Here is a 16,501-nt window from a genome sequence, read left to right on the forward strand (position 1 = left end):
GGCGTCTTTCCAAGCAGGGTTCACACCTGCTACCTCACTCGACCTAGGCTTGGTCGCTCCAAAAGTGCATTAAAATCGTGCCTTTTTCCAAAAAGAAGGCGAAAGACGATCAAATGTGCAGGTCTTTTTGACAAAATGGGGAGATTTCGCAAAAATCGCTCCAAAGACCTGCATTATCGCTTTAGAATCAGGCATTGCGTGGCTTTTTCTAAAAAAGACATGCCGTTTTGCTTGTCTTTTGCACTCATTTTTATATCGGATATCTACGTTTTTTTCCTCCTTCGGCCGATATATAACGATAGAAGGTTTATTCATAGCCAGTATAGGGCGTATCCGTTCTTATAACGGAAGCAGCTGATAACGGTGGTTTCCCAGCAAATCGCCAAGGAAGTTTATGAGGAAAGAAGGTATAGATCCCTTATGAGAAAGAATCGAAAGTCGTGGATCGGGAAGGTGCTGCTGTGCTCCGCTCTTCTGTTGTCTCCGTTGGCGGCCGGCGCCCCTGTTCCGACAGCCCATGCCGATACCAACAACAATTACAGCTTGTCCCTGGCCAATCTGGTCCTGGAAAATTATTCGCTTTCTCCCGTATTTACGCCGTTAAATGTATTTTATACCGCGGATGTGCCCTACCATAAAACTTCTATCCGGGTCACTCCTACCGCCATGGATAAGAATGCAACGATTCAAATAAACGGAACTCCGATCGGCAGCGGCTCTTCCCGGGATGTACCGCTGATGGTAGGCTCCAATATTATTTCGATTTCCGTCATTGCTCCCAACGGCAGCTCCAAGTTATATACGGTCAACGTGACCCGCAAAAGTATCGGTCTCGTTAATTTGTTTATGGATGCGGCATCCTTGAATGAGCCGTTCGACCCGGAGGTGACCTCCTACACGGCCAGAATTCCCGAGTTTCTGTCCTTTATCAACGTTACAGCCGTAACCGATTTGAAGGACTTAACCGTGAAAATTAATGGACGAATAGTATCGAGCGGAGTGCCCGCGGCCATTCCGATAACCGGGATCAATTCCCTGATGGTTGAAGTTTCCTCTTCCGCCAACGAAATGAAGGTCTATACTATCCATCTGGACCGATCCACAGCCGATAAGAACGGATTATCCTATCTTTATCTGGAAGGGGCTTCGTTAAACAGAGCCTTTGATCCGAGCGTCACTTACTACTCTTCGGTAGTCAATAATTATGTATCCGAAGTGAAGGTCAGCCCTGCCTACGGCAGCAATGTCCGCTCCGTAACCATTCGGGGAACGAAGGTTGCGAGCGGGGCTTTCCATACCGTTCCTCTATCGGTAGGCGATAACGAAATAGCCATCGAAGTCGATTCCTATGACAATATTAAAAAGACCTACCGGATAAACATCAGCCGGTTGTCGTATAACGATAATAACCAAAATCCCGGAGGCGGCGGAGGCGGCCATTCTGGCGGGGGCAGCCAGCAGTTCGCTTATTTGTCCAACCTTTCGCTGAGCAGCGGAACCTTGAACCGGAGCTTCGACTCCAATGTGCTCAAATATTACGCTACCGTCAATAACAGCACCTCCAACCTGCAAATCAGCGTCTCATTCTGGTCCGGCATTACGGCCAAAATTAACGGAAAAGAGGTGCAGAGCGGCAGCTACCACGATATCCCCCTTAAGACCGGAGACAATAACGTCGCCATTGAAGTACGCAGCTCCAGCGGGGATATTCGTTACTATAACGTTATGATTACAAGGCTGCCTTCGGATTACGGAGATATCGGAAACGGCGGTGGCGGCATCGGCGGTACCATCGGCGATCCCAATACTTATTTGAGCAATCTTCTGGTCGAGGGCCTCTCCCTGGATAAGAGCTTCCAGTCCAATATTAGCGGCTATTCTTCAACCGTCACTTACCCGGTGAGCCATTTCCGGTTAAGCCCGATCTATCATTCCAATATATCGGTCAAGGTAAACGGGCAACCGGTAGCAAGCGGCGAATATTACTGGGCTGCGCTCAACGTAGGAACAAACACGATTACGATAGAAGCCAGATCGAACAACGGAGGCCTGAGCTACTATACGATTGTCGTTACCCGGCTGGCTCAGGGGCAGACGGATCCGGGCGGACCGATCGGGGATAACAGCCTGATTTCAATCGGCTCTCCCAACATCGCGCTGGATCGAAGCTTTCATCCGAACGAAACCTATTATCGGGGATATACGGGAAATCCGAATTTTACTTTTACTCCTGTGACGACCGGAAGGGCCCGAATCAAAATTAACAACACTTATTATTCATCCAATCAACAAGTATCCATTCCGCTTAACCTTGGAGAAAATAGTGTGAACATTGAGGTTGTTCCGGACAATGGGGGAGCCTCCCGGACCTACACCTTCATCGTGAGCAGAGGAGACTATACTTACGATCCCAATGAGCTGTCCACCATCGTTATACCCGGTGTAACCTACAGTCCCAAGTTCGACAAGAATGTCTCCTACTACCATGCGACGGTGGAATCGGGCATAACGGCCATCAAGATGATGCCGATAGGCACAGGAATCCATTCGATTACGGTTAACGGGCATAATGTCAATAATCTTCAGCTGTCGCCGGATTTGCCGCTGGCCTATGGAGACAACAAAATAGAGGTCAAGGTGCAGAATTATTATGGAGGAGGTTCAGGCACTTACACCTTCTGGATTACGAGGACCCGCCCGGAGCAGGAGGGGCAGCCTCTAAGCCCTTATCTGCTGGATGGGGATATGATTGTGACGATAGGTACCCCTTCGGACGCCAATATTACGTATGCCAAGCTTAAAGAGCATCTGGAGCCGGGAAATAACTTCAACAGGATTATCTTCAAGATTGCCAGCGGCAAATATTCGAGCCAACCGAATTACGTCATGTTCGATCAGAGCATGCTTGAATATTTAAGAAGAAACGCCCGTATGATTATTGCGGAAACGCCTGACGGCAAAATCACCGTCGACCCTTGGGATATTAAGTCGAACGCATTCAAAGCCTCTTTCGAGATGAAAGACGCGGACTTGATAACCAACGTTCCGTCCAATTATGAGCCGCTTTCCAATCTATATTCCATTTCGCTGGAAGGCCTGGATACAGCGGACGGCTGGGCGTCGGACACCTATTCCATCAAGGGGATGATCGAGCTCCCCACCAAGCTATCGGAGCAGGAGCTCAAACAGGCTAATGCCTACGATTTCTCCGATATCTATCAAAGATGGGAGCTGGTTCCCAGCACCACCAAGGACAACATTAAAGAGATTGTCATCCATGGAAACAGCGATATCGCCATCATGAAGACAGCGATCACCTTCCCTGATATTGCGGGCCACTGGGGACAATCCTATATTGAATATTTAGCATCAAAAAACATTGTCAACGGCTATGAGGACGGCACCTTCAGACCCGATAGGCCGATCACGCGCGCCGAATTCATTACGCTGCTGGTCAATGCACTGCCGTTGGATAGCCTGTCCTTCTACCCAAGCTTCAGCGACGTTCATGAAGGAGAATGGTACTTCGAGGATATCCTGCTCGGGGCCCAGCACCGGTTAATTGAAGGCTATGAGGACGGCCGGTTTAAACCAAACGAACTGGTTTCCCGTGAGGAGATGGCTGTCGTCCTGGAACGGCTGATGCGACAGCAGCTTGGAATGAATATGTCCATCACTGATGAAGAAGTGGATGCATTGTTAGGCCGCTTTGAAGACGCCGGCGAAGTCAGCGGTTGGGCCAGACAAGCGGTTGCCATTAACATTAAAATGGATGCCATGAGCGGATTAAGCGACAGGCAATTGGCCCCGCAGGCCAAAGGTACCCGGGCGCAAATTGCTACCCTGCTGTACAAAGTGTTTGATAAAGCCAAGCGTTTCTAAAGGACACACCTTGTGAAACGTGCAGCGAATAATTGATAAGGAGGGCTTGGCCGTAGAGGGCGGGCCCTTCCTTTATTCTATGCGGGGCGACTGGAGGGCTTTTTCCACAGAGACGTAGAAAACTCCGGCTGACATCATGTTAATGAAGGGTATGTTTGGCAGCGAAAGCAGAGATACTAACGAAAAACCATTTGGGTGGCTTCCATGAAAACTATTCGAGATATCTACTTTCGCGACCTTAAACATATTTTCACCAACTGGGCGGCATTAATTGTTATTACCGGACTCGTCTTTTTGCCCTCCCTATACGCCTGGTTTAACATCGAAGCTTCTTGGGATCCGTATGGTCAGACGGGAGGACTGGCCGTGGCTGTTTCCAATAACGATGAAGGATCGGTCATTAGAGATCAACCGATCAACATTGGAGAGGAAATCATTGCCTCGCTCAGGGATAACCGTCAAATCGGCTGGATCTTCGTGGATGAACCGACAGCACTCAGAGGAGTTCAGCATGGAGACTATTATGCGAGCATAACGATTCCCTCCGACTTCTCCGAGAAGATAGCGTCAATTCTGACGGACCATCCTCAGAAGGCCGAAATTGAATATACGGTGAATGAGAAAATCAATGCCATCTCCCCTAAAATTACGTCTAAAGGGGCCAGCGGAATTATAGAGGAAGTTAGCCGCAACTTTATCAAGATTGCTAACGGAACCATTTTTCAAATTTTCAATGAAATCGGCGTGACGCTGGAGAGCGAGCTTCCGACTATCGAGCAGCTTAGAAGCCTTGTCTTCAAGTTGGAAGCGATGTTTCCGGAGATCTGGCAGACGGTCGCCACTGCTTCGGAAGACCTGAGCAAGGCTAACGAGATTGTCCTCAAAGCTCAGGAGAATGTACCGATTGTCGCCCAATTGGCCAAGGACGGGCAGGATTTTACCGAGCGGTTAGGCCAGTTCCTCGACCGGAGCAGAGAGAATGCGGCTGCAGCAGGCCCTTCCATCAAGAACGATCTCGCGCTGCTGCAGCAAACGGCGACGGCCACGGAGCAATTGACTGCACTGCTGCTTGAAGAGAAGCCGGACCCGGCCGCAGTGAAATCAGCCCTCGACCGGGCCTCCCGCAGACTGGCCCTGGCCATTGACATCACCGACAAGACGAGCTCGCTATTTGCCAGGCTCAACAGCATGGTTGGCGGCAACCGGCTCGCTTTCGTGACCGATAGGCTCGGACAGATCAAGACGAATTTCGAACAGCAGGCAGCAGCCGTCAATCGGATCAGGGAAGTTATAGATAAGGGAGAGAAACCGGCTGACGACCTGGTCCAAAGCTTAAACCAATTGTCCAAGGATGCCTCCGCTTGGATTGGAGACCTGCTCAACCGATACGACAGCGAGATCCAGCCCCTCATTCTGGAAGGGCTGAACAAGGCTAGAACGGCGGCCGAGCAGGCCCATACCGTTCTGACAGAGGCTTCCCGCAGCATTCCGGATGTTCAGAAGATTATTAACGATGCGGCTGCCGGACTGGCATTCGGGGGCCGTGAGCTGCAAGCCGTCCAGCAGCATCTTCCGGTCATCGAAGCGAGGATCAAAGCACTTGCCGACCTTATCCGGCAATTGGAGAGCGAGGGGAACCTGTCTGAAATCATTGATTTGCTCAAGCACAATGCGGAAGAGGAAAGCAGCTTCTTCGCCGAACCGGTCGTGCTTAAGGAGAATAAGCTGTTTCCAATTCCGAATTACGGATCGGCCATGTCCCCCTTCTTCACTACTTTATCTCTTTGGGTAGGAGCTCTGCTCCTGGTCTCTTTGCTGACGGTAGAGGTTCATCATCCCGAACTTAGCTACAAGAGCTATCAAATTTACTTCGGGCGATATTTGACCTTCATGTCGATAGCCGTCCTGCAATCGCTGATGGTGACACTGGGCGATTTGTTTCTGCTCGGAACCTATTGCGTCAACAAGGACTGGTTCGTCTTCTTCGGCGCACTGCTTAGCGCAGTATTTATGCTCATTGTCTATACTCTGGTTTCCGTATTCGGCAATATCGGCAAAGCGCTGGCCATCGTGCTGCTGGTTCTGCAGCTGGCCGGCTCCGGCGGCACCTTCCCGGTCCAGGTGACTCCCCCATTCTTTCAGGCGATTCATCCTTACCTTCCCTTCACGTATGCTATCAGTATGATGCGTGAAGCCGTCGGCGGAATTCTATGGGACATTATCCTTCTCGACCTGCGGATGATGGCCGCCTATGTCGGAATCACCCTTCTTATAGGGTTAGCCTTGAAAAAATCGATCAACCGGGCGTCTCAACGTTTTATCAAGAAAGCCCAGGAAAGCGAGCTGATTCATTAGCGACAGAGAAGTAATGTAACAAATTCTAAGAACAGTATATTAATTTCCGGAACTCGAATAACGTTCCAGCCCTCTTCTCCAAATGATTAATGAAATGACTAACAGCGCCCCGGATACCAGAGGAGAGAAATATCCTAATGTAACCCAAGGATCTGTTTTATTTAGCAGCAATAGGGAAGGATAATAGTTTATAAATGCTACTGGTATAATAAAGGTTACTACCATCTGAAACCATTTCCCAAATATATTAACCGGGTATTGCTGAACAAGCAGGTTAAACCTCATAAAAATTTGATATATCGCTTGAGCCCCATTTAAGACCCAAAAGGATATGCTTGAGAATATCAAGCTTATCGAAAACTCAATAATCGCTCCGGACAAAATAATTACAGGGAATAAAAACACTTCCTTATAACCCCAACTCAGGTTTAAGTTATGTACCGATAAATAAATTCCGACAACCGCTACAACTATATCCCCTATCCCCATATAATTCAGCTCTCTTCCCAAAAGCTGGACCAAGGGGTTAACAGGTCGAATAAGGAATTGATCGAATTTACCGCTGACAATATATCGATCTAATTCTCGTATATGCCAAAAAAAGATACTGTTAATACTATGGCCAAGTAAAAAGACATTGTACAGAAAAACAATTTCCCACAGATTCCAATTTCCCAAGCTGCTAAACTGCCCGAGTAAAATTGCAATTAGAGACAGGGTTACCCCGTTAGAAATAATGACACTGATAATTCCCGTAATGAAATCGCCGCGATATTCCATCTTCCCTTTTAGCGAAATCCCTACAAGCTTCAAATATATTTTAAAACCCACCATCTACCCTCCTTGTACAGCAAGCCTTTTATATACTTTCAGCCAGGTATATCTACTTACCGATACAAGAATAACTCCCCAACAAAATTGAAAAGATAGTGCTTGGATAGCCTCCCATGCCGTAAATTTTCCGATAAATATAGCAAGGGGGATTTCATACATACAGCGAAACGGAAGTAATTCCGATACTACTCGAATATAGTCGGGGAAAAACCATAAGGGTACCATTTGACCAGACAAAAAAGTAATTAAAGTATAATAAGCCCAATTGAAATGCTGAATGCTCAATGTAATGAATGAAAGAATTCCCATTAGAAATTCAATGGAAAAGGATATGGTGTAGGCAAAGAAAATACTGAATAATAGCAAAGCAATATCCGTTATGGACCGGGGAAAAGTCACTTCGAATATCAATAACGATATAATCATCAGCGGCAAAATAAAGATCACTAAATTTACTATAATTGTACTGAGGGATCTAAATATCATATGCATCTGGAAATCTATCGGTCTGATTAAATCGGTTTCTATTTCCCCTTTTTGTACCTTATCTGCTATATAGTTTTTAATGCCTCCCTCCAGAAAATAAGGTAACACCATTCCGATTATCCCATAGGTAATCATCTGTTCCAAACTTACTTCGAATGACTTATGTTGCTGAGAAAATAGTGATATCCACAACCAATAGACACTGTACATCAATAATATTCGTGTTAACAAATTGACCCAGTAGTTAAATCGGTATATTGTCGAGTAATGATAGCTTTGCGTTGTAAATCCCCACAGCGTTCTCATAAATACCCATCCCTATATCTCAAAAATAATCACCCGGACGCCTCAAGAAAGCTGTTATCTGTGCCCCGATAAACCATTCTTACGATCTCTTCGATATCCTGATCTTCGACACTTAAATCTGTAACCGGATACAGCGATCCTATATACGAGACCAAATCGGTGGATGAAGTCTCCAATCGGTTAAATTGAAACCATTTCTTGTTTGCCGTGCTTTTAACGAGTTTTGCATTAGGAACTGCAAAATCGGACACGGCATTCTCAAACTCGATTACTATTGTTTTGGTTGTTCCATATTGTCTACGTATTTCCTCAACACTGCCATCATATATGATGCGTCCGTGATCGATGATAATCATTCTGGAACATAATTTTTCAATATCTTTCATATCATGAGTAGTTAGCAATACGGTTACTTTCTTCTCCACATTTATAGTTTTAATGAACTCTCTTAGCTTTTCCTTTGCAATGACATCCAACCCAATGGTAGGCTCATCCAAAAATAAAATTTTAGGGTTATGTAATAATGCCGCGGCGATGTCAGACCGCATACGCTGGCCCAAGCTTAATTGCCGGACGGGAATATTGATGAACGTATTGAGGTCAAGCAGCTCGTCAAATAGTTGTAGATTGGTATTAAAATCACGATTGGATATGTTATACATGTGTTTTAAGAGTTTAAAACTTTCAATAACAGGCACATCCCACCATAGATGAGACTTTTGCCCAAATACAACACCTATTTGAGAGGCGTTTTGTTTTCTATTATGGTAAGGAACAATGCCATTGACTAGAACCTGTCCCCGGGTTGGGACTAATATTCCCGTCAGCATCTTTATGGAAGTCGATTTCCCCGCCCCATTCGGACCGATATATCCAACCAGTTCCCCTTCATTTATAGTAAAAGAGAGAGCCTTAACAGCTTCGACAGTCTCATAATCCCGATTAAATAAATTCCTGATCCCTGAAAATAGTCCTTCTTTCCTTACCAGTCTTTTGTATTCTTTATGAAGATTATCCACCATTATCAAATGTGATATCCCCCTTGAATAAAAAAACTTGTTCATTTAACCGAGATAAACCCATGTTTATGCAACCATTGAAGGTAAAAGTTTTTGGAAAATTATAGCTTTATATTTCAAATTTTTCAAGACGTTTTCGCTTTTTTCACCACAGATTTTTTGGCTTTCAAAACTTGTCCCCTGTTTAAAAGAGTATACCTAAATAGCCTCTCAATGCCTGAAATAAAGTCAGCAATCCTAAAAAGTGTTCATTTATAGAGGCGCCGGGATTAGTTATAATAAGCAAAAACCATACTCATAGGGAGTGTCAGCATGTTCCGGTTTTCAGGTCTTAACTTCAAGGTCAACTCTTTATTTATGAAATTATTGATTAACTTTCTGATTATTATCATCTTACTGGCTTCCTATAATTTATGGTCCCTGTACCTGTACTCCCGCAATGTCGAGAGAGAAATTATAAGCCATAATTTATCCCTGATGAAAAATACGTCGGAAACGCTGGAGAATCAATTCCGCTCTTTGAAAGGGCTTATGTTCAATTTGTATCACGATAGCAATGTGAAAGCGCTTTATAGACAGTCGCTCTCGGGCAGCTTGCAGGATCTGGATTACCTTATGATGACGAACTTAGTGAACCAGCTTCGGAATGATGTGGCCAATCCCTACTATCATTTGGAGAATTTAATGATTTATTATCCCGGATCTTCCTTTCTGATCGAAAAGGAAGGGCTTGTCTTGGAGAAACGTATGTTCGCTCGTTTTTATATCAGTAATTCTTATCCGGCTTCTTTCTTTCAGAGGCAATGGGAGGAACCGATTTCTTTCTCTATCTTCCCAGCAGCCAACTTCCGCAACGAGCATACTCAGAGCACTTCCAGCCTTCTTCCGGTCATAGCCCAGACGATGCATCGGGATTATCAGATCATTGCCTTTATTCAAGCGAACAAGCTGCTCCAGGCCTATAGCGGGACCCCGCAATCGGAGCTTCTTCTGCTCGACCCGCAGGGGAGCGTTATCTTGGCTTCGTCCGAATCGGCCGGCAAGCGCAGCCTCCCGGAATGGGACGGAAGCAAGAAGTGGCTGCTTCAAGATCACACTTACTATTTCTTTAAGAAGGGGGAAGAATCGGGAGCCACCTATGTCTCCATTATTCCTTACCAGACGATGAATGCCACCCTGCAGCAGTTAAACTGGATGGCCGTGTTATTGTTTGCCGTCACCGTGCTGATCGGAATCGCCGCATCCTTCTTCTTCAGCCGCAGCATCCACCGTCCGGTGCGCGAGATCATTTCCAGCTTCGTTCAGGGCAAGAAACCGGCGGCCTACCACAGCAGCATAAATGAATTCAATCTGATTCACGACCGGATGGACGGATTGTTCCAGGAACGGAATCAGATGAACCAGAAGCTGATCAGCAATAAATCATTGTTAACCAATTACGGCTATATGACCCGTTTCAAAAAAATTTATAGCGATGTTCCCATTACGCGGGAGTTTATGGTGGGAGAAGGAACTTTTATCCTCGTGCTGTATCGGCTTCATTATCGGAAGAGCGCCATGGATCAAGCGCTTCTGCGGCAGGAAAAAGTTGCGGCTCACGTTTGTGAATTTATTCAGCTGCATATCCGGAAGTCCTTTCCCGTATCGCATACTCTTCAGATGGAGAACAATCAGATTCTGTCCATCATTCACACGGACAAGAGAGACGAGCCACTGCAGAACAGCATCGAGGCCTTAAAGAAAACCTTTGACTTCGACCGGAATTTCTATCTCGTAACCGTAGCCGTCAGCTCCGTCTTTAAACAGTCCTCCGACTTCGATAAAGCGTACGAGCAGACATTAATGATGATCCGCCAGGCCAGGCCGGTGGAAGAAACGCAAATCATATGGGATTTGGCGCAGACGGACTCCCATTTCATGTTTACGCCGGAGCAGGAACATGAATTTTACGTCAATGTCCAGGCCGGCAATGATGCCCATTGCAACCATCTCGTTGCCCGGATGCTCGATTCGATGGACAAGCATCAGGCTACCTCGGAGCAATTGTCCAGATTCGCCGAAACGCTGATTGTGAAGACCTGGAAAACGATGGAGCTGCTTAAAGTGCCTTGCGAAGGCTCCCCGGCCGATATTCTGGCCCAGCTTCAGGAATGTATAACTACGGAGCAATACAAGCGGGTGCTCAGCCAGTTTATTTCCAGATCGGTTCGGACCATTAAAGTAAAACGGGAAGAGCAGTATGACATTATCGAATTTGTTATGAATTTTCTGGAGAACCATTATGAAGAGGATATTTCGCTGGATCTGCTTGCCGATAAATTGAATATGTCCTCCACTTATTTATCCGGCTATATTAAGGAAAAGACCGGCCACAATTTCACCGAGCATCTGAACCGGGTAAGAATTCGCGCGGCCAAGGAGCTGTTGTCCAAGCCGGAGCTGACGATCAAGGAAATCGGTGAACGGCTTGGTTACCGCAACTCTACTTCGTTCATCCGGATGTTCAAGAAATGGACCGGCCAGCCTCCGGGCGACTACCGCAAAACCCTTCTCTTTGAAAAAGAAAATGGTTAGCATGGCTCAGCGTCACATAGGGACTGTCTCAAAAGTAGTTTCAAAACGATTGAGAAACAGCTGCAGATCATTTCTGCTAACGAATTTGAGAACCGCTATTACCGTAAAAACGATGTCATTTCAAATATAACGAAACTCAGGATCGTTATCAGGGCGAAAAGCTGTGCTGTGACCTTCTATTTTGGTGAATAGCGATCTTGAGTTTCGTTACAAAATGGAGAAGTTCCATTTTGCCCAAATAACATTGCTATGTTTCGTTATACAGACCGGCTTAGAAGGCGGCCCCCTTACTTTCCCCTAAAGGGGGTCGTTAAAATCACCCTACGACCCTATCCCCTGTTTGTCGATGCATATGCGGTTTCTGGCGGCTCGGCCGAGGCTGCCCGGAACTAGTGCATCCCTTCCAGGCCCCCAAGCCTACCCGAGGCCCGGACCCCGGCGTTATCCTTTAACCGAACCGATCAACGCACCTTTAACGAAATATTTCTGGATGAAAGGATAAATGATCAGGATCGGCAGGGTGGACACCAGAATGGTAGCAAACTTGATCGCTTCCTCAATGACGACAATTTCCGTGGGCCCCTCACTTCCGGACAGCTGACCGGATAAGACGATATTTCGCAGAATGACCTGAAGGGGAAACAGCTCCTGGTTCCGCAAGTAGAGAAGCGGCCCCATGAAGTTGTTCCATATGCCTACCGCATAATATAACCCGATCGTAGCCAGCACGGCTTTGGACAAGGGCAGCACGATCCGAAAGAAGATACCGATTTCCGATAAGCCATCGATTTTGCCCGATTCCTCCAGCTCGCTGGGAATGCCTGCAAAAAACGTTCGCATAATGAGCAAATTCCAGGTTGAAATAGCCCCCGGCAGAATCATCGCCCAAATCGTATTAACCAGTCCGAGCTCTCTCACTACGAGAAATGTAGGAATCATCCCGCCGCCGAAAAACATCGTAAATACAATCATCAGCATTAACGATTTGCGGAAAACCATCTTTGGCTTCGACAGAGCATAGGCTCCTAATGCAGTTAGCAGCAAGGAAACCGCTGTTCCCAGGGTGACATAGATGAAGGTGTTTTTATACCCCGTAAAGATTCTCCCGTCGGCCATCACATATTTGTAGGCTTCCAGAGTGAAGCCTTTGGGCCAGAACCAGACTTCTCCCTTCAATATGTAGATATCATCGCTTAGCGAGACCGCAATCATATAGATGAACGGGTATAGGCAGAGGAACACTACTCCCAATAAAATGATTCCATTCACGATATCAAACCAATTTAAGCGTTGTTTCATTTAAGCAATCTCCTTATTCGATACAAGACCTGGAAGGTAGGGTTGGAGTGCCGAGCTAACACCTGCTCGCACGTTTAGCCCGGATTTGGCGGAAGCCTTGAGCGCACCGTTTACCAGATGCTGTGTTCACTTACCTTCTTGCTGATTTGATTCGCGCCGATAATAAAGATAAAGCTGATAATTCCGGTAAACAGGTCAATGGCGGTCGCGTAGCTGTAATTTCCGTTGGCCAGACCCGTACGATATACATATGTGCTGAGAATATCCGCCGTTTCATAGGTGACCGGACTGGATAACAAATATACCTTCTCGAAGCCGATTTCAATAATCTTTCCGATATCGAGAATTAATAGAATAACGATGGCCGGAGCTATTCCCGGCAAAGTAATATGCAGGGTCTGCTGCCAGCGATTGGCCCCATCTATCCTCGACGCCTCGTACAATTGAGGATCGATCGCCGTTAATGCGGCTAAATAAATAATGGTTCCCCACCCGACATGCTGCCATATATCGCTGGTTACATAGATCGTCCGAAACCAGGAGGCTTCAACCATAAAATTGATTTTGTCCATACCGAACATTTCCAGAAGGCGATTGACCATTCCGCTGGACGGGGACAGAAACATAACGACGATCCCGGCCACTACAACATTGGAAATAAAATGCGGCAAATAACTGACCGTTTGCACAAACCTTTTATAGAAGGAGTTTCTTACTTCGTTAATCAGCAGGGCTAAAATAATCGGAGCCGGAAACCCGAACAGCAGCTTATAGAAGCCCAGTAAGAAGGTGTTGCGGATAATGGGAAAGAAATCCGGGCTGTCAAAAAACATACGGAAGTATTTAAAGCCCACCCAATTGCTGGCGAATACCCCTTTATACATGTTATAGTCCTTGAACGCAATCGCTATCCCAAAGATCGGCACATACTTGAAAATGATGTAATAAAGCACACAGGGCAAAACCATGAGCAGGAGATATCGGTCGCGCTTAATTTTATATCCCAATGATGTATTGGACAGAGGCTTCGATTGAACATCAGTTATAGCAGGACGTGAGGTTGACATAGTTTTTTTACAATCTCCTTGTTGCGCGTATTTCTCTTTCCGGCCCCGTCTTATGCCGAATAAGAGATCCCTTTCAGCCTCCTATAAGCACGAGAGCTGAATCAGATTTATAACCTTATCCCTGGATCCTTCGATAAGCCGGACGGGAACTTCAGCATCTTCCAACAAGCCGGAGCAACGGATTGCAGTATTCCCGCCGCCTATAAGCATGCATGCTTATAGGCGGCAGGTATAATTATTTGTCCATGAGGCTCTTCGCCCGGTCATGTGCCTTTTTGTAGATGTCGACATATTTCTGAACGCCTAATCTTTCCATTTCAGCGACATAGGCATCCCATTCATCGAATGATTTCTGACCAAGAATAAACTTCCCGACGCTCTCCTCCATGTATTTCTTGATGCTCTCACCTGTAATGCCCAGCTCTTCGTTCTCCTGATCGGTAAAGGCAAAAACCGGCTGCTGAGGGTTTAAGGAGTATTGGTCGATCACTTTCAACCCCTCCTGCATTTCAGGAGAGAACATTTTGAAGAAGCCTTCCATGTCATGAACCGTAAATGATCCGTAGGTGGCAATCCCTGTTCTTGTTCTTAAGTCGGCGAAGCTGGTATATTCCGGGTTAATTTTTTTCTCCCCGTTCTCCACAATGTAAGTTTCGCCTTCCTTGCCCCAGCTCACCAGTTCAATGCCTTCCGGGGAATACAGAAAATCCAGATAGCGCAGAACGGCTTCCCTGTTCTTGGTATTGCTCGCTACTGACCAACCCTTAGGCATAAAACCGGAATATTCATTCAGCGGTTTTCCTTCAGGTCCGCCGGCCGGCGGCGGCATAAACTCGACTTTAAAGCCCGGAATTTGATCCTTGAGAAGAGACATCAACTGGTCGATGGACCCAATGTAATCCACGGCCATGAAAGCTTTCTCCTGGGCAAACAGGTCCTGGAACTGCTTCCGCTGGATGGACATGAAATCGGGCGGAATAAGCCCTTCCTTATAAAACTTGTTCAAATAGGTCAGCATGAGCTTGTAATTTTCTTCAACCGGGCCGTATCTCCACTCATCCTTGTCATAGTCGTAATACTGCCAGTTAAAAGTATTGAAGTTTGTCGCCATGTTGCCGAGCGGACTCATGCCGCCAAAGATCGCAAGCGGATAGCTGTCGGGATACAGTTCCTTTAATTTTTTGGCTACCTCGTACAATTCATCGTAGGTTTTCGGAAGCTCCAGACCATGCTTCTCAAATACGTCAGATCGATACAGCCATGAACGCCTGGACTCCTTCTCAAGTCCATAGAGCGGAAGGTAATAGCTTTTACCGTCGGCGGACATGACCCTCTGCTTCACTTCCGGATGATCCTCAAGAAACTTCTTGTAGTTCGGCATCTCGTCCAAATGGTCGAAGATATTAAGGAATGCCCCGCTATTCCCGTGTTTATTTGCCGTAGCCAGGTTCGTGATCGTCATGAGATCAGGCATATCGCCCGAAGACACTGCCAGGTTAATGGCCGTCCCGTAATCGTTAGGCGGCGCCTGCACATTGAATTCAATGTTCGTCGCTTCCTTAATGTACTTGTATATCGGCCAATCTTCTTTGTACGGCCAGTTCGGATGGGAATCGACCATCATATTCAGCTTGACCGGAGGATGGCTGGTCGGCCCTGACGATTCCGGCGGCTTTTCGGTCCCCGGGTTAGCACTGCCACCGCCGCATCCTGCCAATACAGTGCCCAACAGAGCTGCTGCGGCGGCCGTTTTAGTTGCTTTCTCCCATGCTTGCTTTCTCATCTACTTCTTCTCCCCTTCGCTTAATGAAATCATTTTCACCATTCTGGCTTTCTTCTTCCTGATGATAGTGGCTGTTCGTTTAACCGCTTGCACAGACAAGAGTAGCTAGTGAACAGATTCAGCCAAGCTGAACATTGGGAACCGGATGAGATTCTACTCTGCCGGATTCAACACCGCCATAGAGACGGCCTTAACCCCGATAGGGAATACCGGTGATTACAGATGCGGCCAACTCCAGCGACAGTATTGATCTTACCTTCTTCTTTTAACAAAAACTACTGACAATTCATGCGAACATAAGCTGAAAACCCGAAGGCTGAAAAAAAGTCAACGATCTGAAAACCGGACTATGCCCCTCTTGAATCGCTCTCTGTAAGCTGTCTGTATGCGAAAAGAAAAAAAGCGCCGATGCTCCGGCGCTATCAATACAAAGATATGAAGTTATTAAATAGTCCCAACGCTTTAATTTTGTTATTGCCGGCAAGCTTCGTTTCGCAGACCGTGAAGACGACGTAATTCGAGCAGGTGGTAGAGCTCTTCAGAAGACTGTCTCCCAGAAGGTCTATTCCAAATGAGACTACTGCGTTATCCGCCTCTTTCTTAACCTGCGTCTTGACCCAGTCCATGTACTCTTCCTTCTTCGGAGCGGTAACGGCGGCCAGCAGAACCAGAATAACTATTAACCCGGCAAATATATACTTCTTCTTCAATCTTATGCCCCCAGTCCAAATATAACAGTTCTAGGCCATTATAACCAATATCATCCTATGAAAGAAGAGATGTAAGCAAGATTAGAGTAAAATTTTCAAAATTGAAGCCAATTGGAAAGGAGGCAATAAGCTTGATTAAACAGCAACGGACGGCACCCGTCAAAAGAGTAACCGTCCTGTTCAAAT

General features: G+C 46.4%; 10 protein-coding genes. 3 read left to right on the plus strand and 7 right to left on the minus strand.

The genetic code is table 11. The features are described from left to right. Positions 1-420 precede the first annotated feature (420 nt). Both FS806_RS17195 and FS806_RS17200 read left to right on the plus strand, forming a co-directional pair. Complete coding sequence (locus tag FS806_RS17195; protein WP_144939096.1) at positions 421-3,882, plus strand: cadherin-like beta sandwich domain-containing protein; 3,462 nt, start codon at positions 421-423, stop codon at positions 3,880-3,882. A gap of 204 nt (positions 3,883-4,086) precedes the next feature. After that, entirely contained in the window at positions 4,087-6,237 is a 2,151-nt protein-coding gene (locus tag FS806_RS17200) for a YhgE/Pip domain-containing protein (protein WP_144939098.1), read from the plus strand. A gap of 39 nt (positions 6,238-6,276) precedes the next feature. Here FS806_RS17200 and FS806_RS17205 read toward each other — a convergent pair whose 3' ends face one another. The 3 genes from FS806_RS17205 to FS806_RS17215 are packed head-to-tail and all read right to left on the minus strand — an operon-like array spanning position 6,277 to position 8,885. Continuing rightward, positions 6,277-7,071: an ABC transporter permease gene (locus FS806_RS17205; RefSeq protein WP_144939100.1), complete on the minus strand. Its 795-nt coding sequence runs from the start codon at positions 7,069-7,071 to the stop codon at positions 6,277-6,279. Beyond that, a complete protein-coding gene (locus FS806_RS17210; protein WP_144939102.1) occupies positions 7,072-7,863 on the minus strand; it encodes an ABC transporter permease in 792 nt (263 codons plus the stop codon). Positions 7,864-7,892: 29 nt separating this feature from the next. Further along, positions 7,893-8,885, minus strand: coding sequence for an ABC transporter ATP-binding protein (locus tag FS806_RS17215; protein WP_260982143.1), 993 nt, complete (start codon positions 8,883-8,885; stop codon positions 7,893-7,895). A gap of 354 nt (positions 8,886-9,239) precedes the next feature. On the opposite strand from FS806_RS17215, the gene FS806_RS17220 reads away from it, so the two are divergent. After that, a complete protein-coding gene (locus tag FS806_RS17220; protein ID WP_222126701.1) occupies positions 9,240-11,456 on the plus strand; it encodes a helix-turn-helix domain-containing protein in 2,217 nt (738 codons plus the stop codon). 441 nt (positions 11,457-11,897) lie between these two features. Here FS806_RS17220 and FS806_RS17225 read toward each other — a convergent pair whose 3' ends face one another. From FS806_RS17225 to FS806_RS17240, 4 genes are all read right to left on the minus strand, one after another. Continuing rightward, entirely contained in the window at positions 11,898-12,755 is an 858-nt protein-coding gene (locus FS806_RS17225; RefSeq protein WP_144939108.1) for a carbohydrate ABC transporter permease, read from the minus strand. A gap of 110 nt (positions 12,756-12,865) precedes the next feature. Further along, positions 12,866-13,822, minus strand: coding sequence for an ABC transporter permease (locus FS806_RS17230; RefSeq protein WP_397347713.1), 957 nt, complete (start codon positions 13,820-13,822; stop codon positions 12,866-12,868). 235 nt (positions 13,823-14,057) lie between these two features. After that, positions 14,058-15,605 carry an extracellular solute-binding protein gene (locus tag FS806_RS17235; protein WP_144939110.1) on the minus strand — a complete coding sequence of 516 codons (1,548 nt, stop codon included), beginning with the start codon at positions 15,603-15,605 and terminating at the stop codon, positions 14,058-14,060. Positions 15,606-16,027: 422 nt separating this feature from the next. Next, positions 16,028-16,315, minus strand: a complete 288-nt coding sequence (locus FS806_RS17240; protein WP_144939112.1) for a hypothetical protein — start codon at positions 16,313-16,315, stop codon at positions 16,028-16,030. Positions 16,316-16,501 lie beyond the last annotated feature (186 nt).

It is taken from the genome of Paenibacillus sp. 32O-W, assembly GCF_007679495.1.
In the GTDB taxonomy this organism is placed as follows: Bacteria; Bacillota; Bacilli; order Paenibacillales; family NBRC-103111; genus Paenibacillus_L; species Paenibacillus_L residui.